General features: G+C 70.0%; 23 protein-coding genes. 11 read left to right on the top strand and 12 right to left on the bottom strand.

Features of this window, described 5'->3' with window-relative positions:
- Positions 1–100 precede the first annotated feature (100 nt).
- Genes ACFV9D_RS28715 through ACFV9D_RS28705 form a run of 3 tightly spaced genes read left to right on the top strand, consistent with a single transcriptional unit; the run spans position 101 to position 2,303 of the window.
- The gene (locus tag ACFV9D_RS28715) at positions 101–1,360 is read left to right on the top strand and encodes an FAD-dependent monooxygenase (RefSeq protein ID WP_385152288.1); all 1,260 of its coding nucleotides are present in this window, start codon (positions 101–103) and stop codon (positions 1,358–1,360) included.
- Positions 1,357–2,013, top strand: a complete 657-nt coding sequence (locus ACFV9D_RS28710; RefSeq protein ID WP_385152285.1) for a pyridoxal 5'-phosphate synthase — start codon at positions 1,357–1,359, stop codon at positions 2,011–2,013. The genes ACFV9D_RS28715 and ACFV9D_RS28710 overlap by 4 nt, the downstream gene beginning before the upstream one ends.
- Positions 2,014–2,054: 41 nt before the next feature.
- Entirely contained in the window at positions 2,055–2,303 is a 249-nt protein-coding gene (locus tag ACFV9D_RS28705) for an SCO4226 family nickel-binding protein (RefSeq protein ID WP_385152282.1), read from the top strand.
- Between the two features lie 65 nt (positions 2,304–2,368).
- Here ACFV9D_RS28705 and ACFV9D_RS28700 read toward each other — a convergent pair whose 3' ends face one another.
- The 6 genes from ACFV9D_RS28700 to ACFV9D_RS28675 form a co-directional block, all read right to left on the bottom strand.
- A complete protein-coding gene (locus tag ACFV9D_RS28700; protein WP_385152279.1) occupies positions 2,369–3,019 on the bottom strand; it encodes a TetR/AcrR family transcriptional regulator in 651 nt (216 codons plus the stop codon).
- A gap of 210 nt (positions 3,020–3,229) precedes the next feature.
- The gene (locus ACFV9D_RS28695; RefSeq protein ID WP_385152277.1) at positions 3,230–4,549 is read right to left on the bottom strand and encodes a dicarboxylate/amino acid:cation symporter; all 1,320 of its coding nucleotides are present in this window, start codon (positions 4,547–4,549) and stop codon (positions 3,230–3,232) included.
- 351 nt (positions 4,550–4,900) lie between these two features.
- Positions 4,901–5,191 (bottom strand): DUF4229 domain-containing protein, encoded by a 291-nt coding sequence (locus ACFV9D_RS28690; protein WP_385152275.1) that lies wholly within the window; start codon positions 5,189–5,191, stop codon positions 4,901–4,903.
- A 112-nt stretch (positions 5,192–5,303) separates the two neighbouring features.
- Positions 5,304–5,828: a GNAT family N-acetyltransferase gene (locus tag ACFV9D_RS28685; protein WP_385152272.1), complete on the bottom strand. Its 525-nt coding sequence runs from the start codon at positions 5,826–5,828 to the stop codon at positions 5,304–5,306.
- Positions 5,829–5,841: 13 nt separating this feature from the next.
- Positions 5,842–7,005, bottom strand: a complete 1,164-nt coding sequence (mqnE, locus tag ACFV9D_RS28680; RefSeq protein WP_329119378.1) for an aminofutalosine synthase MqnE — start codon at positions 7,003–7,005, stop codon at positions 5,842–5,844.
- 48 nt (positions 7,006–7,053) lie between these two features.
- A complete protein-coding gene (locus ACFV9D_RS28675; RefSeq protein ID WP_031013392.1) occupies positions 7,054–7,509 on the bottom strand; it encodes an Lrp/AsnC family transcriptional regulator in 456 nt (151 codons plus the stop codon).
- Positions 7,510–7,634: 125 nt separating this feature from the next.
- On the opposite strand from ACFV9D_RS28675, the gene ACFV9D_RS28670 reads away from it, so the two are divergent.
- On the top strand, positions 7,635–7,763 hold the full coding sequence (locus ACFV9D_RS28670; RefSeq protein WP_385152374.1) for a hypothetical protein: 129 nt from the start codon (positions 7,635–7,637) through the stop codon (positions 7,761–7,763).
- Here ACFV9D_RS28670 and ACFV9D_RS28665 read toward each other — a convergent pair.
- Genes ACFV9D_RS28665 through ACFV9D_RS28655 form a run of 3 tightly spaced genes read right to left on the bottom strand, consistent with a single transcriptional unit; the run spans position 7,760 to position 9,000 of the window.
- A complete protein-coding gene (locus tag ACFV9D_RS28665) occupies positions 7,760–8,440 on the bottom strand; it encodes a UbiX family flavin prenyltransferase (protein WP_385152269.1) in 681 nt (226 codons plus the stop codon). The genes ACFV9D_RS28670 and ACFV9D_RS28665 overlap by 4 nt on opposite strands.
- A 39-nt stretch (positions 8,441–8,479) precedes the next feature.
- Positions 8,480–8,731 (bottom strand): type II toxin-antitoxin system RelE/ParE family toxin, encoded by a 252-nt coding sequence (locus tag ACFV9D_RS28660; protein WP_385152266.1) that lies wholly within the window; start codon positions 8,729–8,731, stop codon positions 8,480–8,482.
- Positions 8,728–9,000 carry a type II toxin-antitoxin system Phd/YefM family antitoxin gene (locus ACFV9D_RS28655; protein ID WP_385152263.1) on the bottom strand — a complete coding sequence of 91 codons (273 nt, stop codon included), beginning with the start codon at positions 8,998–9,000 and terminating at the stop codon, positions 8,728–8,730. The genes ACFV9D_RS28660 and ACFV9D_RS28655 overlap by 4 nt, the downstream gene beginning before the upstream one ends.
- A gap of 253 nt (positions 9,001–9,253) precedes the next feature.
- On the opposite strand from ACFV9D_RS28655, the gene ACFV9D_RS28650 reads away from it, so the two are divergent.
- The gene (locus ACFV9D_RS28650; protein ID WP_385152260.1) at positions 9,254–9,832 is read left to right on the top strand and encodes a phosphoesterase; all 579 of its coding nucleotides are present in this window, start codon (positions 9,254–9,256) and stop codon (positions 9,830–9,832) included.
- Positions 9,829–11,403: an alkaline phosphatase D family protein gene (locus ACFV9D_RS28645; RefSeq protein ID WP_385152257.1), complete on the top strand. Its 1,575-nt coding sequence runs from the start codon at positions 9,829–9,831 to the stop codon at positions 11,401–11,403. The genes ACFV9D_RS28650 and ACFV9D_RS28645 overlap by 4 nt, the downstream gene beginning before the upstream one ends.
- A gap of 65 nt (positions 11,404–11,468) precedes the next feature.
- Here ACFV9D_RS28645 and mqnP read toward each other — a convergent pair whose 3' ends face one another.
- Together mqnP and ACFV9D_RS28635 are read right to left on the bottom strand one after the other, a co-directional pair.
- Positions 11,469–12,371 carry a menaquinone biosynthesis prenyltransferase MqnP gene (gene mqnP / locus ACFV9D_RS28640; protein ID WP_385152254.1) on the bottom strand — a complete coding sequence of 301 codons (903 nt, stop codon included), beginning with the start codon at positions 12,369–12,371 and terminating at the stop codon, positions 11,469–11,471.
- A complete protein-coding gene (locus ACFV9D_RS28635) occupies positions 12,368–13,819 on the bottom strand; it encodes a menaquinone biosynthesis decarboxylase (RefSeq protein WP_385152251.1) in 1,452 nt (483 codons plus the stop codon). Before ACFV9D_RS28635 ends, mqnP begins: the two co-directional genes overlap by 4 nt.
- A gap of 89 nt (positions 13,820–13,908) precedes the next feature.
- On the opposite strand from ACFV9D_RS28635, the gene ACFV9D_RS28630 reads away from it, so the two are divergent.
- Together ACFV9D_RS28630 and ACFV9D_RS28625 are read left to right on the top strand one after the other, a co-directional pair.
- Positions 13,909–14,295: a PLD nuclease N-terminal domain-containing protein gene (locus ACFV9D_RS28630; protein WP_385152249.1), complete on the top strand. Its 387-nt coding sequence runs from the start codon at positions 13,909–13,911 to the stop codon at positions 14,293–14,295.
- Positions 14,295–15,185 carry a LysR family transcriptional regulator gene (locus ACFV9D_RS28625; protein WP_385152246.1) on the top strand — a complete coding sequence of 297 codons (891 nt, stop codon included), beginning with the start codon at positions 14,295–14,297 and terminating at the stop codon, positions 15,183–15,185. Before ACFV9D_RS28630 ends, ACFV9D_RS28625 begins: the two co-directional genes overlap by 1 nt.
- Here the strand turns inward: ACFV9D_RS28625 and ACFV9D_RS28620 are convergent.
- Positions 15,082–16,029, bottom strand: a complete 948-nt coding sequence (locus tag ACFV9D_RS28620) for a DMT family transporter (protein WP_385152243.1) — start codon at positions 16,027–16,029, stop codon at positions 15,082–15,084. The two genes, ACFV9D_RS28625 and ACFV9D_RS28620, sit on opposite strands and share 104 nt — an antisense overlap.
- Positions 16,030–16,209: 180 nt before the next feature.
- Here ACFV9D_RS28620 and ACFV9D_RS28615 point away from each other — a divergent pair, with 180 nt between their 5' ends.
- The 3 genes from ACFV9D_RS28615 to ACFV9D_RS28605 all read left to right on the top strand — a co-directional run bounded on the left by ACFV9D_RS28615 (position 16,210) and on the right by ACFV9D_RS28605 (position 18,439).
- Positions 16,210–16,950, top strand: a complete 741-nt coding sequence (locus ACFV9D_RS28615; RefSeq protein ID WP_385152240.1) for a DUF6879 family protein — start codon at positions 16,210–16,212, stop codon at positions 16,948–16,950.
- Positions 16,947–17,792: a helix-turn-helix domain-containing protein gene (locus ACFV9D_RS28610; RefSeq protein WP_385152237.1), complete on the top strand. Its 846-nt coding sequence runs from the start codon at positions 16,947–16,949 to the stop codon at positions 17,790–17,792. The genes ACFV9D_RS28615 and ACFV9D_RS28610 overlap by 4 nt, the downstream gene beginning before the upstream one ends.
- A gap of 434 nt (positions 17,793–18,226) precedes the next feature.
- The gene (locus ACFV9D_RS28605) at positions 18,227–18,439 is read left to right on the top strand and encodes a hypothetical protein (protein ID WP_385152234.1); all 213 of its coding nucleotides are present in this window, start codon (positions 18,227–18,229) and stop codon (positions 18,437–18,439) included.
- Positions 18,440–18,589 lie beyond the last annotated feature (150 nt).

Below are 18,589 nucleotides of genomic sequence, written 5' to 3'. Positions count from 1 at the left end.
AGGGATCTATACAAACGTCATAGACAGGCGTGTAGGACATCCGTATAGTCATCTGTGCGGGGCCGGAACGGCCCCGCACCACCCGACGAGGAGTCCTGCCATGACGCGCACGCCCGCGAACAAGACGGTCCTGATCTCCGGCGCCTCCATCGCCGGCCCCGCCCTCGCCCTCTGGCTCCACCGCTACGGCTTCGCCCCGACCGTCGTCGAGCGCGCCCCCGAACTGCGCACCGGCGGCTACAAGGTCGACATCCGCGGCACCGCCGTCGAGGTCTGCCGCCGGATGGGCATCCTCGACGAGATCCGGGCCAACTCCACCGACATGGACGGTGGTTCGTACGTCGACGCACAGGGCCGCACCGTCGGGCAGATGCCCGCCGAGATCTTCGGCGGGCGCGTCGAGCAGGACGACGAGATCATGCGCGGCGACCTCGCCCGGATCCTGTACGAGCGGACCCGCGACGACGTCGAGTACCTCTTCGGCGACTCCATCGCCGCCCTCGCCGACGACGGAGACGGCGTGGACGTCACCTTCGAGAGCGGGACCCGCCGCCGCTTCGACCTGGTGGTCGGCGCCGACGGCATGCACTCGAACACCCGCCGGCTCGTCTTCGGCGACGAAGAGCGCTTCAAGCGCCACCTCGGCGCGTACATCTCGATCTTCACCGCCCCCAACCGGCTGGGCCTCACCCGCTGGGAGACGTACCACGCTCGCCCCGACAAGCTGATCTCCGTCTACAGCTCCGCGGGCGAGCAGGCGCACACCGCGAAGAACTGCTTCGTCTTCTCCTCGCCCGAGGAACTCGTCTACGACCACCGCGACACCGCGCGGCAGAAGCGACTGCTCGCCGACGCCTTCGCCGGAGACGACTGGGAGATCCCGCGGCTGATCGCGGACTCGGCCGACGCCGAGGACTTCTACTTCGACTCGATCGCCCTCATCGAGATGGACCGCTGGTCCAGCGGCCGCGTCGTCCTCCTCGGCGACGCCGCCCACTGCACCTCCCCCGCCTCGGGCCAGGGCACGGGCCTCGCCCTGACCGGCGCGTACGTCCTGGCCGGCGAACTCGCGGCGGCGGGCGGGGACCACCGTGCCGCGTTCGACGCGTACGAGCACGTGATGCGGCCCGGCGTGGAACAGAACCAGACGTTCGCGAAGGGCTTCGTGAAGGAGATGACGGTCTCCTCGCGCTGGAAGATCGCCCTGCGCATGGCCATGGTGCGCACGCTCCCCCGCACACCGTGGAAGAACCTCATCGCGAAGAAGATCCGCGACGACGTCCAGCGCGCGGCCCACGCCGTCCCGGTGAAGGAGTACGCGGACGGGCACGGGGACGGTCGGCCTAGGGTTTCCGCATGACCGACTTCGACAGCACGCTCCGCTCCCTCCGGGTCTGGGACACCGACCTGCCGGGCTTCGCCCCCGAGACCGCCCCCGCCGAGCCGCTGCCGCTGTTCCACGACTGGTTCGTGGCGGCGGCCCGGGCGGGACAGACCGAGCCGCACACGATGTCCCTGGCGACCGTCGACGAGGACGGACGGCCCGACGTCCGTACGGTCATGCTGCACGGCGCCGACGAGCGCGGCTGGCACTTCGCCTCGCACGCGGGCAGCGCCAAGGGCCGCCAGCTGGCCGCCCGTCCCGAAGCCGCCCTCGGCTTCTACTGGCCGGTCCAGGGCCGCCAGGTCCGGCTGCGCGGCCCGGTCACCACCGGCACGGCACGCGAGGCGTACGACGATCTGCACGCCCGCACGACGGGCGCGCTCGCCTCGGCGCTGGTGGGGCGCCAGAGCGAGGTGCTCGGCTCGGTCGAGGACCTGACCCGGGCGAGCGGAGAGGCCTGGGAGCGGGCGCAGGCGGAGCCGGAGGCCCACTCCCCCACCTGGACCGTCTACGTCCTCCAGCCGACCGAGGTCGAGTTCTTCCAGGGCGACGCACAGCGCCGGCACGTCCGGCTCCGCTACCGGCGGGGCGGGGCGTCGGGCTGGGCGCGGGAGTTGCTCTGGCCCTGACCCGGGGGCGGGCGCACCATGAGAAGAGGAGGTGGAACGAGATGAGTACGTACATGGACGTCCACCGGAACATGGTGGGCATCACCGCCGATCAGCTCAGGGAGGCGCACGCCGCCGACCTCGCCATCGAGAAGGACGAGGGCGTGCACTTCCAGAGGGCCTGGGCGGACCCGGCGTCCGGCACGGTCTACTGCCTCTCCACCGGCCCCTCGGCCGACGCGGTCCAGCGGATCCACCAGCGCACCGGCCACGCCGCCGACGAGATCCACGAGGTGCCGCTCAGCGTCTGAGCGAGGAGCCAGGTGACGGTCCGACGGCTCCCGGGCCTCGCGGGCGCCGGTTCATCTGCGCGGCGTCAACGGGGAGACCAGCGCTCGCTCTTCATGAGGTTGCCGAGCCCCGCCCACGCGAAGTTCATCAGCGTCGCCGCCGCCTCCCAGGCCGTCATGCCCGGCGTCTCGTTGGCCCAGGAGGCCAGCGACTCGGCCGCGCCGACCAGGGCCTGGGAGAGCCCGGCGACGTCCCGCTCGGCCAGCTCCGGATCCCGCCGCGTCTCGCGGTGCGTCTCCTCCGCGGCGGCCCCGATCAGCGTCCCCACGTACGCCACGATCTCGTCGCGCATCTGCGCGGCCTCGCTGGCGAACGGCTCCCCGTGCGTCCGCGCCTGCCTGCTCAGCACGGCCCAGCCGTCGGGGTGCTCGGCGGTGTGCGTGAAGAAGGCGAGCAGCCCGGCCCACAACTGCTCGTCGGCCGGCAGACGGGGGTCCACCCCGGCCGCGACGGCGGCGAGCAGCGCCTTCGCCTCCCGCCGGATACAGGCGGTGAAGAGCTCTTCCTTGGAGTTCAGATACAGATAGACCAGAGGCTTGGACACGCCCGCGAGCTCGGCGATCTCGTCCATGGAAGCGGCCTGGTACCCCCGCTGCCCGAAGGTCTGCACGGCGGCGTCCATCATCTGCTGCTCGCGCACCGCCCGCGGCAGCCGCTTGACCTTCGTGGCGCCCACCTCGGTCATCCTTCCCCCACCCCGCTCGCCTGATCCGGGGGAGAGCCTACGGCGTCTTCACTCGTGGGCGGCCGGCCCGTGGCCGAGAGCCGTCGCGGGTGCCGGAACGACCTGACCGCCGCACGACCGCCTGCAGGCGACCGGAAAGCCGTGATGCCCATGCCCCGTGACCGGGGGCATGGGCATCGACGGCGGCTGCGCGCCCGAGCGCTACGCGGCGACGGCCAGCGGCTCGCGCTCGTCGACCGGCGACGAGGAGGCGGCGTTGTACGCGTCGACGTCCAGGATCTTCTCGCGGGCGGCGACGACGACCGGGACCAGGGCCTGGCCGGCAACGTTCGTGGCCGTGCGCATCATGTCCAGGATCGGGTCGATCGCCATCAGCAGGCCCACGCCCTCCAGCGGGAGGCCCAGCGTGGAGAGGGTCAGGGTCAGCATGACCGTCGCGCCGGTGAGACCCGCGGTGGCCGCGGAGCCGACGACCGAGACGAAGGCGATCAGCAGGTAGTCCTGGATGCCCAGCTGGACGTCGAAGATCTGCGCGATGAAGATCGCGGCGAGCGCCGGGTAGATCGCGGCGCAGCCGTCCATCTTCGTGGTGGCGCCGAACGGGACGGCGAAGGAGGCGTACTCCTTCGGGACGCCGAGGCGCTCGGTGACCTTCTGCGTGACCGGCATGGTGCCGACCGAGGAGCGGGAGACGAAGGCCAGCTGGATGGCCGGCCAGGCGCCCTTGAAGAACTGCAGCGGGTTGACCTTGGCGACCGTCGCGAGCAGCAGCGGGTAGACGCCGAACATGACCAGCGCGGAGCCGATGTAGACGTCGGCGGTGAAGGTCGCGTACTTGCCGATCAGCTCCCAGCCGTAGTCGGCGATGGCGAAGCCGATGAGGCCGACGGTGCCGAGGGGGGCGAGGCGGATGACCCACCACAGGGCCTTCTGCAGCAGCTCGAGGACCGACTCGGAGAGCGCGAGGATCGGCTTGGCGCGGTCGCCGAGCTTGAGCGCGGCAACACCGGCGACGGCGGCCATGAAGACGATCTGCAGGACGTTCAGCTCGGTGAACGGCGTGATGACGTCCGTCGGGATGATCCCGGTCAGGAAGTCGATCCAGGTGCCCTCGCGCTTCGGCAGCTTGCCGTCCTGCGGGGTGAGCCCGGTGCCGGCGCCCGGGTTGGTGAGCAGGCCGATCGCGAGGCCGATACCGACCGCGATCAGCGACGTGATCATGAACCAGACCAGCGTCTGGGCGGCAAGCCGGGCGGCGTTGTTGACCTTGCGCAGGTTGGTGATCGACACCAGGATCGCGAAGAAGACGAGCGGGGCGACGGCCAGCTTCAGGAGCTGGACGAAGATGTCGCCGACCTGACCGAGCGTCTCCTTGAGCCAGCTGACGTCCTGGCTGCGGGCGAGCCAGCCGAGCAGGACGCCGAGCACGAGACCGGCGACGATCTGGGCCCAGAAGGGGATCTTGGGTATGCGGGAGGACGTCGGGGACTTCGTCTCCGGCGTGGACGCGGACGCGGACACAGACACACTCCACAGGTGCGTATCGGGGAAATACGGGGACGGGGGTGCGGTACACACGCGCTCAGGCGGTACCGCTGCATGATGCCGGGGTCAGAGCTCGCGGCAACAGACCGCGGACATACAGCGGCACAGATCGACATGCAGGCGCGCCACGAGCGGAATGCTCGCGGCATCGGTGAGGCGCACAGCTGTCGTCATGGCGAACACGTTAACACTTGAACTTTGAGAACCTCAAAGCCCTTCTTTGAGGTACCGGAGGCCGGTCAGGGCCTCCGAAACGCAGAACACCCCGGTCAGGAGCCTTCGAAGCTCCCGATCGGGGTGTGTGCTGTGAGGAACCTTACGTGGCGCTTATGCGTCCTCGCGGGCCTTGTTGGCCTCGAGGCGGCCCTTCGCCTGGTCCACCTTGGCCACGATCTGCTCGGACATGGCGTCCCGCTGCCCGCGCAGCAGCACGAAACTGAGCGGCGCGGAGATCACGATGGAGAGCAGGAGCACCCAGAGCAGGTTGGAGTCGCCGAGGCCGCGCGGCAGCACGCCGACGTAGACGAGTCCCCAGAGCGCGAAGAAGCACCCGGCGAAGATGCCGAGGCGCATGAGGGTGTAGCGGAGGGTCGCAGCGCCCGTCCCGTTCGCGGCCACGACGGCCCCTTTCTCTTCCGTGTCAGTTCGCCCCACCAGTGAAGCACGCGGAACAAAGGGGGCGGCCCGCAGGGCCTCGACGAGGGGTGGCGGTCGGGCGACGGGTGGGCGGTCAATTCAGGGGGAGCAGCATGAAAATGTCGTCCCGGTCGTCTCCCTCGGCCACCCGGATCGCGCCGGGCACCCGCCCGACCTCCTTGTAGCCGCAGGAGGCGTAGAAGCGGTCCACGCCCGTGCCGCCGCGGCAGGTGAGCCGGATCGCGTCGATCCCGTCGAAGCCGCGGACCGCGTCCTCGGCGGCGGCCATGAGGTCGCGTCCGTATCCCTTGCCCTGGTGGGAGGGGTGGACCATCACGGTGTACAGCCACACCCAGTGCTTCATGAGCCGGTGCGTGTTGTACGCGACGAAGGCGGTGGCGGCGACGGTGCCGTCCTCCTCGTACCCGACGACGAGCCGCATCCGGCCCTCGGCCATCGCGACGAGGTGCTTGACCAGCTCGGGCCGGACGTCGTCCAGGCTCACCGGCGGTACGAAGCCGACGGCGCCGCCCGCGTTGGAGACGTCCGCCCACAGGCGCAGGATGCCGTCCCGCAGGGCAGGGGACATGGAGGGATCGAGTGCGAAGCGCAGGGCCATCTCCGACCCGGCCTCAGACCCGCATCGGCTGGGGCGACTCGCGGCGGTCGGCGTCCGGACCCGGGTACTCGCGGATGATCTCGTACCGCGTGTTCCGCTCCACCGGGCGGAAGCCGGCGTCGCGGATCAGCTCCAGCAGGTCCTCGCGGCCCAGCTTGTTCGGCGTGCCGTAGTTGTCGGCGTCGTGCGTGATCTTGTACTCGACGACCGAGCCGTCCATGTCGTCCGCGCCGTGCTGGAGTGCCAGCTGGGCGGTCTGGACGCCGTGCATGACCCAGAAGACCTTGACGTGCGGCACGTTGTCGAAGAGCAGCCGGGAGACCGCGAAGGTCTTCAGCGCCTCGGCGCCGGTCGCCATCGTGGTGCGCGCCTGGAGCTTGTTGCGGACCTTGCCGTCCTGCATGTCGACGAAGTCGTGCTGGTAGCGCAGCGGGATGAAGACCTGGAAACCCCCGGTCTCGTCCTGGAGTTCACGCAGCCGCAGCACGTGGTCGACGCGGTGCCGGGGCTCCTCGATGTGCCCGTACAGCATCGTCGAGGGGGTCTTGAGGCCCTTCTCGTGCGCGAGGCGGTGGATCCGGGACCAGTCCTCCCAGTGGGTGCGGTGGTCCACGATGTGCTGGCGGACCTCCCAGTCGAAAATCTCCGCGCCGCCGCCGGTCAGGGACTCCAGGCCGGCCTCGATCAGCTCGTCGAGGATGTCGGAGGCCGACATGCCCGAGATGGTCTCGAAGTGGTGGATCTCGGTGGCGGTGAAGGCCTTGAGGGAGACGTTCGGCAGGGCCTTCTTCAGCTCGGAGAGCGAGCGCGGGTAGTAGCGCCAGGGGAGGTTGGGGTGGAGCCCGTTGACGATGTGCAGCTCGGTGAGGTTCTCGTTCTCCATCGCCTTGGCGAGGCGGACGGCCTCCTCGATGCGCATCGTGTACGCGTCCTTCTCGCCCGGCTTGCGCTGGAACGAGCAGTACGCGCAGGACGCGGTGCACACGTTCGTCATGTTGAGGTGGCGGTTGACGTTGAAGTGGACGACGTCACCGTTCTTACGGGTCCGGACCTCGTGGGCCAGGCCGCCGAGCCAGGCCAGGTCGTCGGACTCGTACAGCGCGATGCCGTCCTCGCGGCTCAGCCGCTCTCCGGAACGGACCTTCTGCTCCAGCTCGCGCTTGAGTCCCGCGTCCATGCGGCCGCCTCCCATGTCTGACGATTTCAGGCTCCACCCACCGTACTCTCAGCCCTCCTCGGGCAGATCTCCGACCCGGTTCTCCCACTTGGTGGAGAGCACGATCGTCGTACGGGTACGGGAGACGCCCTTGGTGCCGGAGAGCCGGCGGATCGTCTTCTCCAGGCCGTCGACGTCGTTGGCCCGGACCTTGAGCATGAACGAGTCGTCGCCGGCGATGAACCAGCAGTCCTCGATCTCGGCGAGGTCCTTCAGCCGGCGCGCCACGTCCTCGTGGTCGGCGGCGTCGGAGAGGGAGATGCCGATGAGGGCCGTCACGCCGAGGCCGAGCGAGGCGGCGTCGACCGTCGCGCGGTAGCCGGTGATGACGCCGGCCGCCTCCAGACGGTTGATGCGGTCGGTGACGGAGGGGCCGGAGAGCCCGACGAGCCGGCCGAGTTCGGCGTACGAAGCCCTGCCGTTCTCGCGCAGAGCCTGGATGAGCTGCCTGTCCACGGCGTCCATAGGTATGAAGCCTTCCATTGTCCAGCGATACCGCGAGTATAGGTATAGAATCTAAGGCACACAGGGGCGACACCCTGTGAATCTTTCAGTTGATCAAAGACGATCTTTCAGGAGTGGTGTTCACCGTGTACACGATCGAGATGGCCTACGCCCGTATGCGCGAGCTGCAGGACCTGGCCAACCGCTCGCGTGCCCACCAGCCGTCCGCCGCTTCCCGGCGCGCAGAGAAGAAGCGCGCCGCCAAGAAGCGCTAATCCCCCCGGGAGGCGGCTCCACCGAGCTCTCCCTCCCAACGGCGGTACAGCCGGTGCGGCACCCCTGCCGCGTCGAGCACCCGCCCGGCGACGAAGTCCACCAGATCCTGGATGTGCGTCGCCCCCGCGTAGAACGCCGGAGAGGCGGGCAGCACCACGGCGCCCGCCTCGTCCAGCGCCACCAGCTGCTTCAAGGTCTGCCCGCTCAGCGGGGTCTCCCGCACCGCGACCACCAGCGGCCGCCGCTCCTTGAGCGTCACGCTCGCCGCCCGCTGCAGCAGGTCCTTCGAAAGCCCCAGCGCCACACCCGCCACCGAGGCGGTCGACGCGGGCACGATCAGCATCCCCTTCACGGGGTACGAGCCACTGCTCGGCCCCGCGGCCAGATCCCCGGCGCTCCAGTACCGCACGTCGCCGATGTCGGGAGCGAACGTCCCCGGCTTCCCGTCGGCACCCCGCGCCAGCCACTCCGCCAGGTCCTCGCGCCAGTGCGCGTCCCGGAAGGCGATCCCCGTCTCGTCGAGCAGGGTCAGCCGCGACGCCCGCGAGACCACCAGATCGACGCTCTCCCCCGCTGCGAGCAGCCCCCTCAGGACGGCGGCCGCGTACGGGGTTCCCGACGCCCCGGACACCCCGACCACCCAGGGACGACGCTGCTGTTTCTCTACCGGCTCCACGCCGACGAGCCTATCCGGCGGCCCGCGCGGGGCGCCTCCTCAGGCTGCCCTTCCGACCTTGACGACGTACACCGTGATCGTCACGTCGTCCGGGCGGTACAACACACGCCAATCCCCTACCGACAACCGGTAGTACCCAGAGCCGCCCAAGGGACGCGCCTCGGCGGGGCGCGCCTGGTCGGCCAACGACCGGACGGCCGCCGCGCACGCCTTCGCGCCCACGGGGTCGACCGTGCGAAGACGGCGGAACTCCTGCATTGCCAGGTGCTCCCACACCACGGCGTAGGTCACCGCTGCGCCTCCAAGTCCTCGGCCTCCAGCTGGGCCATGAACTCCTCGTGGCTGAGCGGCGCGCCGCCCGGATCCGCCTCGCGGCGCCTGGCCTCGGCGATGTCCGCCTCGTCGCGCAGGCGCTGGAGTTCGGCGAGCTCCTCTATCGGCACGAGCGCCGCCGCGGGCTTGCCGTACTCGCTGATCAGGATGTGCTCATGGCCGTGGCGGACCCGGCCTACCAATTGCCCCAGCTGATTGCGGGCTTCCACGAGCGGATAGGTGTCCATACCGAAACAGTACACACCCGCGGGTCCGTACTGCTCCCGCCGCACGTCGGGCGGCACCGGGGTGGACCGGGAGACACCCGCAACCTGCTCACACGGTCAGGCGCCGGCCTTCGTCTTCCGCCGCGGGATCCGGCTACCCGGTAGTTGTCTGTACAACTCGCGACCTCCGTTCTCCGACCCGTCTTCCCCGGTTCACTCCCAACTGGTGCGATGCGCAAGCCGATTTCAGCTGCGCTCGATCCAGGAGGCTTGAGTGAATCTCGTAGTCAACGGCGACGCCGAGAGCGGACCCGGAGGGTTCGCCGAGCCGGTCACCGCCGTGACCGGCTGGGAGGTACGAGAAGGGGCACCCGCGCTCATCGCGTACAGCCTCGGGGGTGGTTACCCCGGGCCCGCCGACCCCGGACCGGCCGCCCGGGGCACCCGGTTCTTCTCCGGCGGCAACAGCCCCCGTACCGCTCTCGTCCAGGACATCGCCCTGCCCACGCTCGGCACCACCGGGCGGCGGGCCGTCGACGCAGGGCAGGTGCGCTACACGCTCGCCGGCTGGCTGGGCGGATACGCGACCCAGGAGGACGGCGCCCGGCTCTCGGTGGAGTTCAGGGACGGCCAGGGCACGCCGGTCGCCCTCTCCGTACTCGGTCCGGTGACGGCCGCCGAGCGGCTGTCCCGTACCGCGCTCCTGGAGCGCACCGCGACCGCCACCGTGCCGCCCGGCGCCCGCACCGCGCGCGTCCTGCTCGTCCTCACCCGCAGCGGCGGCGGGACGTCCAACGACGGTTACGCCGACGCCATATCGCTCACGCTGCACACCACGGGGGGACGCAAGTGACCAGGCTCAACCGACGCGATCTGCTCAAGGCCGCCGGAGCCGCCGGAGCCCTGAACCTCGTCTGGCCGCTGGCCGCCGGGCTCTCGCCCGCCCAGGCCCTGGAGGCCGCCCAGGCGCTCGGCGCGGAGTACGATCCGGCGCCGTTCACCCTGGGCGTGGCCTCGGGCGACCCGCAGCCCGGCAGCGTCCTGCTGTGGACCCGGCTCGCGCCCGAGCCGCTGGCCGCCGAACAGCAGCTGCCCGAGATCGTCGAGGTCGACTGGGTGGTCGCGACCGACCCCCGGCTGCGGAGCGTCGTCGCGCGCGGTACGGCTCCGGCCTCCGCGACGCTCGGCCACAGCGTCCACGTGCCCGTCCACGGCCTGCGCCCCGGCACCCGCTACTGGTACGCCTTCACGGCGCTGGGCAAGCGGAGCCGGATCGGCCGCACGAAGACCGCGCCCGTCGGAGGCGTCGCCTCTGTCCGCTTCGCCGCCGCCAACTGCCAGGCGTTCCACGACGGTTTCTACGCCGCGCATAGCGGAATCGCGCGCGAGGACGTCGACTTCGTCGTCCACCTCGGTGACTACATCTACGAGCACGGGCAGGTCGGCGGTGTCCCCGCGGACCACGTCCGCGACCACGAGGGCCCGTCGATCTTCACGGTGGCCGACTACCGCCGCCGCCACGCTCTCTACAAGGGCGACGCCTCCCTGCGCGAGGCGCACGCCGCCCACCCCTGGTTCCTGACCTGGGACGACCACGAGGTCGTGAACGACTACTCCGGTACGGGCGGGGGCGCGCCCTTCATGCAGCGGCGGGCCGCCGCGTACCAGGCGTGGTACGAGAACATGCCGCACCGCGACGGCGGGGCCGGCGCCTCGACCGCGCTGCCGGACCCCGAGATCCACCGGGTCCGCCGCTGGGGCGACCTGCTCGAGCTGACGGTGCTCGACCTGCGCTCGTACCGCTCGGCGCAGAACCTCGCCGACGGCACCATCCTCGGCGCCGGCCAGAAGTCCTGGCTGAAGCAGAACATCGACCGCGCCCCGGACACCTGGCACGTCTGGGCCAACTCGATCATGCTCAGCCAGCTGCGCGGCCGTCCCGGCGGCTCGTACATGTTCACCGACCAGTGGGACGGCTTCCTCGCCGAGCGCAAGGAGGTCCTGGGGCATGTGCACAGCACCGGGATGGAGGACCTCGTCGTCATCACCGGCGACTGGCACTCGGCCTTCGTCGACGACATCCGGCCCGACTTCGACAACGTCGCGTCGCCCGTCATCGGTACGGAGTTCACCGCGCACTCGGTGACCTCGGGCGCGTACTCGGCGAGCTGGAACGCGACGAACGGCCCGGTCATGGGCGCGGCCAACCCGCACCTGAAGTACTTCGAGGGCAACCGCTACGGCTACGACGTCTACGAGGTCACCCCGGAGCGCTTCAGCGCCCACATGCGGGTGATCGGCGACCGCCGCGACCCGGCCTCCCCGGTCACCACGCTGACCACGTTCCACGTGGACCGCGGCAGGGCCGGCTCGTACGAGGATCCCGCGACGAAGAACTCCCCGGCGCAGTACCGCCGCGACTGAGCCACGGGGCCGTCCCGCCGTGCCCCACGGCCGGCGGGACGGCAGCCCTGGCAGCCCTGGCAGCCCTAGACGGTCAGGCCGCGCACCAGCAGGTCGAGCAGCGCGCAGGCGAAGAGGGAGATCCCGATGAAGCCGTTCGTCGTGAAGAACGCCCGGTTCAGCCGGGACAGGTCGTGCGGCTTCACAATCGTGTGCTCGTAGCAGAACGCCACGATCACGATCACCAGACCGATCCAGAAGAACGTCCCGGCCTCGGTGGCCAGCGCGTACCAGACCAGCAGACCGGTCGTGACGACGGCCGAGCCCCGCGCACCCCACAGCGCCGCCGGGACGCCGAAGCGGGCCGGCACGGACATCACGCCGTGGGCGCGGTCCGCCTGGACGTCCTGACAGGCGAAGATCAGGTCGAAGCCGCCGATCCAGATGCCGACCGCGAGCCCGAGGATCACCGCGTCCCAGGACCACTCCCCGGTCACCGCGAGCCAGGCGCCGATCGGCCCTATGGCCTGGGCGAGCCCGAGGATCGCGTGCGGGAAGTTCGTGAACCTCTTGCCGTACGGGTAGACCACCATCGGCACCACGGCGAGCGGCGCGAGCGCCAGGCACAGCGGGTTCAGCAGCGCGGCGGCCCCCAGGAACACGACGACCGCGACCCCCGCCCCCGTCCACGCCGACCGCACCGACACGGCCCCGGTCACCAGCTCGCGCTGGGCGGTCCGCGGGTTACGGGCGTCGATCTCCCGGTCGATGATCCGGTTGCAGGCCATCGCGAAGGTCCGCAGCCCCACCATGCAGATGGTGACGAGGAGCAGCTTCGCCCAGTGGATGTTCCGGTCCAGCTGGAACATCGCGGTCAGCGAGGCGATGTACGCGAACGGCAGCGCGAACACCGAGTGCTCGATCATCACAAGGCGCAGGAAGGCCTTCGTACGGCCCGGCTGCGCGCCGGGTACGGCCGCGGTGGTCACAGGCCGTACTCCTTCCAGCGGCGGTCCACCAGGGCCGCCGTCGCCGGGTCCGACTCCACCATGTCCGGCCAGCCGCCGTCCCGGGTGTAGCCCTCCTCCGGCAGCTTCTTCGTCGCGTCGATGCCCGCCTTGCCGCCCCAGAACTGCTGGTACGAGGCGTGGTCGAGATGGTCCACCGGGCCCTCGACGACCGTCAGGTCGCGGGCGTAGTCCGTGTTGCCGAGCGCCCGCCAGGACACCTCGTGCAGGTCGTGCACGTCGCAGTCCTTGTCGACCACGATGATCAGCTTGGTCAGCGACATCATGTGCGCGCCCCAGATGGCGTGCATGACCTTCTGCGCGTGCTTCGGGTACTTCTTGTCGATCGAGACGATCGCGCAGTTGTGGAAGCCGCCCGACTCGGGCAGGTGGTAGTCCACGATGTCCGGCACGATGATCTTGAGGAGCGGCAGGAAGAAACGCTCCGTCGCACGGCCGAGCGGCCCGTCCTCCGTCGGCGGCCGGCCGACCACGATCGACTGGAGCAGCGGACGCTTCCGCATCGTCACACAGTCGATCTTCAGCGCCGGGAACGGCTCCTGCGGCGTGTAGAAGCCCGTGTGATCGCCGAACGGACCCTCGGGGAGCATCTCGCCCGGCTCCAGCCAGCCCTCGACGACCACCTCGGCCTGCGCCGGCACCTGGAGCGGCACCGTCTTGCAGTCGACCATCTCGATCCGCTTGCCCTGCACGAAGCCCGCGAACAGGTACTCGTCGATGTCACCGGGCAGCGGCGCCGTCGACGCGTACGTCACCGCCGGCGGACAGCCGAAGGCGATCGCGACCGGCAGTCGCTCGCCCTTCGCCGCCGCCACCGCGTAGTGGTTGCGGCTGTCCTTGTGGATCTGCCAGTGCATGCCGATGGTGCGCTTGTCGTGCCGCTGGAGGCGGTACAGCCCGAGGTTCCGCACGCCCGTCTCCGGGTGCTTGGTGTGCGTCAGACCCAGGTTGAAGAAGGATCCGCCGTCCTTCGGCCAGGTGAACAGCGCCGGGAGCATGTCCAGGTCGACGTCGTCCCCGGTGAGGACGACCTCCTGGACGGGAGCGTCCTTCACCTTCTTCGGCGGTACGTGGACCATCGACCCCAGCTTGCCGAAGGCCTCGCGGACCCCGACGAAGCCGTGCGGCAGCTCCGGCTTCAGCAGCCCGCCGATCTTCTCGCTGATCTCGCCGTACGACTTCAGCCCCAGCGCCTTGAGCAGCCGGCGGTCCGTCCCGAAGACGTTCATCGCGAGCGGCATGGCGGAGCCCTTGACGTTCTCGAAGAGGAGCGCCGGACCTCCCGCCTTGTTCACCCGGTCGACGATCTCCCCGACCTCCAGGTACGGATCGACTTCGGCCTTGATGCGCTTGAGGTCGCCTTCGCGCTCCAGTGCCCTGAGCAGCGAGCGGAGATCGTCGTAAGCCATAGGGGCAAGTATCGGTCACCGGCTAGGCTTGACCCGTCACCGGGGCCGAAGAAACGAACCCCGCCACTGTTTCCAGGGGGCTGTCCCACATGCTCAGGGCGCTGATGTACATCCTGCCGCTGGCGCTGACGATCTACGCGTTCATCGACTGCCTCAACACCCCCGAGGACGAGGCCAAGCACCTGCCCAAGGTCGTCTGGGTCATCATCATCCTGCTGTTCTGGATCGTCGGCCCGATCGTCTGGTTCGCCGCCGGCAAGATGCGCAAGCCCCCGACCGGCGGCCGCACCCCCTCCGAATGGCACCGCAACCACCGCCACGAGTGGGTCGCCCCCGACGACAACCCCGAGTTCCTCAAGTCCATCCGCGAGGAGAACAAGAAGGACGAGTCCCTCCTCAAGGACTGGGAGGCGGACCTGCGCCGCCGCGAGGAGGAGCTGAAGAAGCGCGAGCAGGACGGCGACAAGGAGCAGTGATGGAGCTGCGGCTCCTTGTCACCTTCGAGAAGGTCGCCACCGTCCTCTCCTTCACCCGCGCCGCGGCCGAACTGCGGTACGCCCAGTCCAGCGTGACCAGCCAGATCCGCGCCCTGGAGTCCTCGCTCGGCGTGGAGCTCTTCGAGCGCCTGGGCAGCCGCATCCGGCTCACCGAGGCCGGCGAGCGGCTCCTGCCGTACGCCCGCCGGATCATCGAGCTGTCCGAGGAGGCACGGGCCGCGGTCGTGGAGACCGAGGAGCCGGCCGGGGCGATCGCGGTCGGCACGATGGAGTCGCTGACCTCCTACCGGCTGCCGCCGCTCCTGGAGCTCTTCCACCACCGCTACCCGAAGGTCCAGCTGTCGTTGCGCCCCACGCTCGGCGACGAGACCCGGCAGGCGCTGCGCCAGGGGACGTACGACGTCGGCTTCCTGATGGAGCCGGAGACGGAGCACGCGGGCCTGGAGAGCGAGGTCCTCGCCGAGGAGCCGCTGGTCCTGGTCGCGTCACCGCGCCATCCGCTGGCGGGACGTACGGATCTGACGCCGGCCGACCTGGCGGTGGCTCAACTGGTGGGGACCGAGCCGGGCTGTCCGTACCGCGATCTGTTCGAGCGTGAGCTTCGGGAATGGTCCCCACCGTTCATGGAGTTCGGCACGATCGAGGCGACGAAGAGGGGCGTGGCGGGCGGCCTGGGCATCGCCCTGGTGCCCCGGGTCACCGTCTCCGAGGAGCTGGCGTCCGGGGCACTGGTGGAGCTGGACTGGAAGGTGCCCTTCACCCTCTTCACGCAGATCGCGTGGCGGCGGGGGAAGCGGCTTCCGGCTCATGTGCGGCTGTTCGTGGAGCAGACGCGACGGCTCGTGCGGGAGCAGAGCCCGACAGGGTGACCTTCAGGCTCGCCAGGACGATCAGCGGGACACCGAGCGCCTGGACGAGGCCGATGTGGTGCCCGTACACCGCCCAGTCGGCGACCATCGCGACGGCGGGGTAGGTGAAGGCGAGCACGGCGATCTTGGCGGTGGGCAGCTTCTGGTACGCCGCGTACATCAGCACGTACATCAGCCCGGTGTGGATCAGTCCGAGGCCTGCGAGCCAGCCCCAGCCGGCGCCGAGACGCGAGGCCGCGCCGAAGTCGGCGAACGGCAGCAGCAGCGGGAGGCCGACGAGGACCTGCACGAGGGCGATGAGATGCGGCCGAACGCCGGTGATCCGCTTGGTGACGATCGTCGACAGCGCGTAGAGCACGGCGGCGGCGAGCGCGAGCCCGAGCCCCTTCAGGGAGGCGGTGTCCCCGGGCCGGATGCCGGAGACGAGGACGAGCCCGACGAAGGCGACACCGAGCCAGCCGAACTTGGCGGCCGTGATCCGCTCCCGGAACAGCACCGCGCCGAACACCACCAGGAAGAACGGCTGCGTGTGGTAGACGACGGTGGCGAACGAGATCGAGGTGGCTTCGTACGCCTCGAAGAGGAAGACCCAGTTGAAGACGATGAACACCCCGCCGAGCGCGGCGAGTCCGAGCTTCTTCGAAGTGAAACCGTGCCCGGTGAAGTAGCCCCGGGCGAGGCTGTACGCGCCGAGGGCGGCGGCCCCGAAGAGGCACCGGAAGAACACCACGTTGAAGGGCGACGCCCCGGACTCGACGACGAAGATGCCGAGGGTGCCGGAGAGCACCATGGCGAGGGTCAGTTCGACGGTTCCCCTGGTCTGCGTTCCGCTCTCGTTTCTCATGACTGCGACGCTACGGAGACGGGCCCGGCCCGGTCCACGAGCCAGTGGGGCGTCCTGCCGATGCCCCCCATCGGCGGAGCCGATGACCCCATCGCGCGCAATCGCGCGCAATCCGAACCCTCACCGCCGCACAGCCACGCATTCTGGAGCCCCAACCACCCAAACAAGGGAGGCCCGGACATGCCGCTCAGGTTCCTCGGCACGACCAGCGATGACGGCGACTGCCCCACCCTGTACGAGGTCGAGTCCACGGGCGAGATCCTCGTGCAGGGCGAGCGCGTCACCGACCCCACCCAGCTCGCGGAGCTCCGCGACGTCAAGGAGTCGGAGACGTTCGTGACCGTTCCCCGCGAACTTCTGGCCCGCTTCGCCCCGCGCGCCGAAGCCCGTGAGGTGGTCCCGTTCTCCGACATCAGCGACCTCTTCGCCGAGTTCAAGCACACCGCGTGGCGCCTGGAGACCCGCCGCGGCTACGCCTCCGACCGCAAAAGCCCGAGGTGGGCCCGCTGGAAGGCGGGCGCCGACATCACCGCCGACCCACTCAACGCCTGGCGCGAGAACGTCCAGAAGCAAGTGGCCGCCGGAAAGCGCTTCGAGCGCGTGCGCCTGGTCGACGAACCGCTCACCGAAGGGCAGGCTTTCCTCGTCGCCTCCGGGCTCGGGAATGTCGCAGCCGGCGAGGACATCCGCAACCTCACCCGCACCGAGGCGGAGCAACTGCGGCTGCCCGACTACGACTTCTGGCTCTTCGATTCGCGCACACTCGTCCGCTTCGTCTTCGACGAAGACGACCACACTCTCGGCGTCATCGTCTCGGAGGACCCGGCCGAAGTCGCCACGGCCTGCCAGGTACGGGACGCCGCATGGCACCACGCCGTGCCCACCGCCGAGTACGCGAAGCGGGTACGTTCCTCGATGTGAGCAGTACCGACTTTCAGTCTGGCCGGGAGGCCCTCGGCGCGCGGCTGCGCGAACTGCGCGCCGAGACCGGCCTGAGCGGAAAGGACTTCGCCGAGCGCCTCGGCTGGCCCGCCTCCAAGGTGTCACGGCTCCAGACCGGCAAGCAGACCCCGTCCGTCGGCGATGTGGAAGCGTGGGCTCGCGCCGCAGGACAGCCCGAGGTCGTCGCCGAGCTCAAGGCCCGTACCGCCGGCCTTGAGACCACCTACCGTTCGTGGAGACGCCAGCTCGCCGCCGGCCACCGTGCGCGCCAGGAGCAGGGCGTCGCCGAGACCGCCGCAACCAGCCTCACCCGTGGCGTCGAGGTCGTCCGCGTGCCCGGCCTGCTCCAAACCCCGGAGTACGCCCGGTACATCTTCGAGCAGAACGCAGAGTTCCGGCAGACCCCCCGAGACGTGGACGCCGCTGTTCGGGCCCGCGTACGGCGCCAGGGAGCGCTCTACGACCCCGACAAGACTTTTCACTTCCTCGTCTACGAACCCGCGCTGCACGCACGCACATCCCCCGTTCCGGTCCACGTCGCCCAGCTCGACCGCCTCATGGGTGTGATCGGCCTCGACAACGTGAAGCTCGGCATCATCCCCCTCGGCGCTCGGCTGCGGCGCGCTCCGTCGCACGGCTTCTGGATCTACGACCGGCGCCTCGTCATCGTCGAGACCATCAACACCGAAATGTGGCTCGCGGACGAGGCGTCTGTCACGTTGTACGAACGGTCGTGGGAGTGGCTTGCGGAGTCCGCCGTGTACGGCGGGCAGGCGCAGCGCCTCATCGGTCGTGTACGGGCCGCTCTCGGGGCTGCCTGAGCAATCCGTCGGAGTCACCGGGGCTTCCCGCGCAATCCGGCGCAATATGCACATGGCCCCGCAATTGCACGGCCTACCGTCCCGGTCATGGCGATCCGCACCCGCAGGGAACGGCCCTGCACGCACTGCCCGAAGCCCGGCGCCGACGTCTGCGTTCGCGCGCACGCCGACGGCCTGCACGTCTTCGCCCACCGGGCCTGCGCGGCAGCCCGGGGCGAACAGCCCATGCACGTCTTCGCTGAGGAACCGCGTCGGGCTTGGCAACCCGCGGCGAGCACCGCAAACGGGTTCTTGATGGTGCGGCCTGCCTGCCAGTTCGGCGAACACCGGTGGTGCAAGCCTGGCGCCGTATACACCAGCTACGGCGACCTGGCCGTGCCTCCCAGCCGCTGTGACTGCCCTTGCCACGCCCGCATTGCGCCCGAGGAGGCGAGATGGCGAAGCACTGCGCCTACTGCGACCGGCCGATCCATGGCGAGGCCCTACCAATCAGCGACGGTGCCGCGAGCGGCGTCCACATCCCCGCGTACTGGCACGCGGATCCGGCGGAGTGCGGCCCCATGGTCGCGTCCACGTCGCCGCTCGACACCCTGTCGAGCCCTGTGGAACGCCACATCGCGCGAGCCATGCAACATCACTCGCCCTGAACTCCTGCCCGCGGCGGCGCCGATCGCACGCGGGCGGGGCACCGCCCCGGTCTCCTCCTGGCCGGACAGCGACCGGGGCGGAACCGGGCTCTCGCCGAGAGCCCGGCGCACGACGGCAAGCGGGTGGGCCGCATGCCGAGCACGCACTCA

The sequence above is a fragment of the Streptomyces sp. NPDC059875 genome (genome assembly GCF_042731085.1).
GTDB lineage: Bacteria > Actinomycetota > Actinomycetes > Streptomycetales > Streptomycetaceae > Streptomyces.
Note: the sequence above shows the minus strand (reverse complement) of the source record. Positions and strands in the feature narration are given on the sequence as shown.

What these genes read in the sequence shown, in the direction of transcription:
- ACFV9D_RS28715 (WP_385152288.1), top strand. Translation starts at nt 101, where the DNA reads ATGACGCGCACGCCCGCGAACAAGACGGTCCTGATCTCCGGCGCCTCC.
- ACFV9D_RS28710 (WP_385152285.1), top strand. Translation starts at nt 1,357, where the DNA reads ATGACCGACTTCGACAGCACGCTCCGCTCCCTCCGGGTCTGGGACACC.
- ACFV9D_RS28705 (WP_385152282.1), top strand. Translation starts at nt 2,055, where the DNA reads ATGAGTACGTACATGGACGTCCACCGGAACATGGTGGGCATCACCGCC.
- ACFV9D_RS28685 (WP_385152272.1), bottom strand. Translation starts at nt 5,828, where the DNA reads ATGGCCCTGCGCTTCGCACTCGATCCCTCCATGTCCCCTGCCCTGCGG.
- mqnE (WP_329119378.1), bottom strand. Translation starts at nt 7,005, where the DNA reads ATGGACGCGGGACTCAAGCGCGAGCTGGAGCAGAAGGTCCGTTCCGGA.
- ACFV9D_RS28675 (WP_031013392.1), bottom strand. Translation starts at nt 7,509, where the DNA reads ATGGACGCCGTGGACAGGCAGCTCATCCAGGCTCTGCGCGAGAACGGC.
- ACFV9D_RS28655 (WP_385152263.1), bottom strand. Translation starts at nt 9,000, where the DNA reads ATGGACACCTATCCGCTCGTGGAAGCCCGCAATCAGCTGGGGCAATTG.
- ACFV9D_RS28635 (WP_385152251.1), bottom strand. Translation starts at nt 13,819, where the DNA reads ATGGCTTACGACGATCTCCGCTCGCTGCTCAGGGCACTGGAGCGCGAA.
- ACFV9D_RS28630 (WP_385152249.1), top strand. Translation starts at nt 13,909, where the DNA reads ATGCTCAGGGCGCTGATGTACATCCTGCCGCTGGCGCTGACGATCTAC.
- ACFV9D_RS28625 (WP_385152246.1), top strand. Translation starts at nt 14,295, where the DNA reads ATGGAGCTGCGGCTCCTTGTCACCTTCGAGAAGGTCGCCACCGTCCTC.
- ACFV9D_RS28620 (WP_385152243.1), bottom strand. Translation starts at nt 16,029, where the DNA reads ATGAGAAACGAGAGCGGAACGCAGACCAGGGGAACCGTCGAACTGACC.
- ACFV9D_RS28615 (WP_385152240.1), top strand. Translation starts at nt 16,210, where the DNA reads ATGCCGCTCAGGTTCCTCGGCACGACCAGCGATGACGGCGACTGCCCC.
- ACFV9D_RS28605 (WP_385152234.1), top strand. Translation starts at nt 18,227, where the DNA reads ATGGCGAAGCACTGCGCCTACTGCGACCGGCCGATCCATGGCGAGGCC.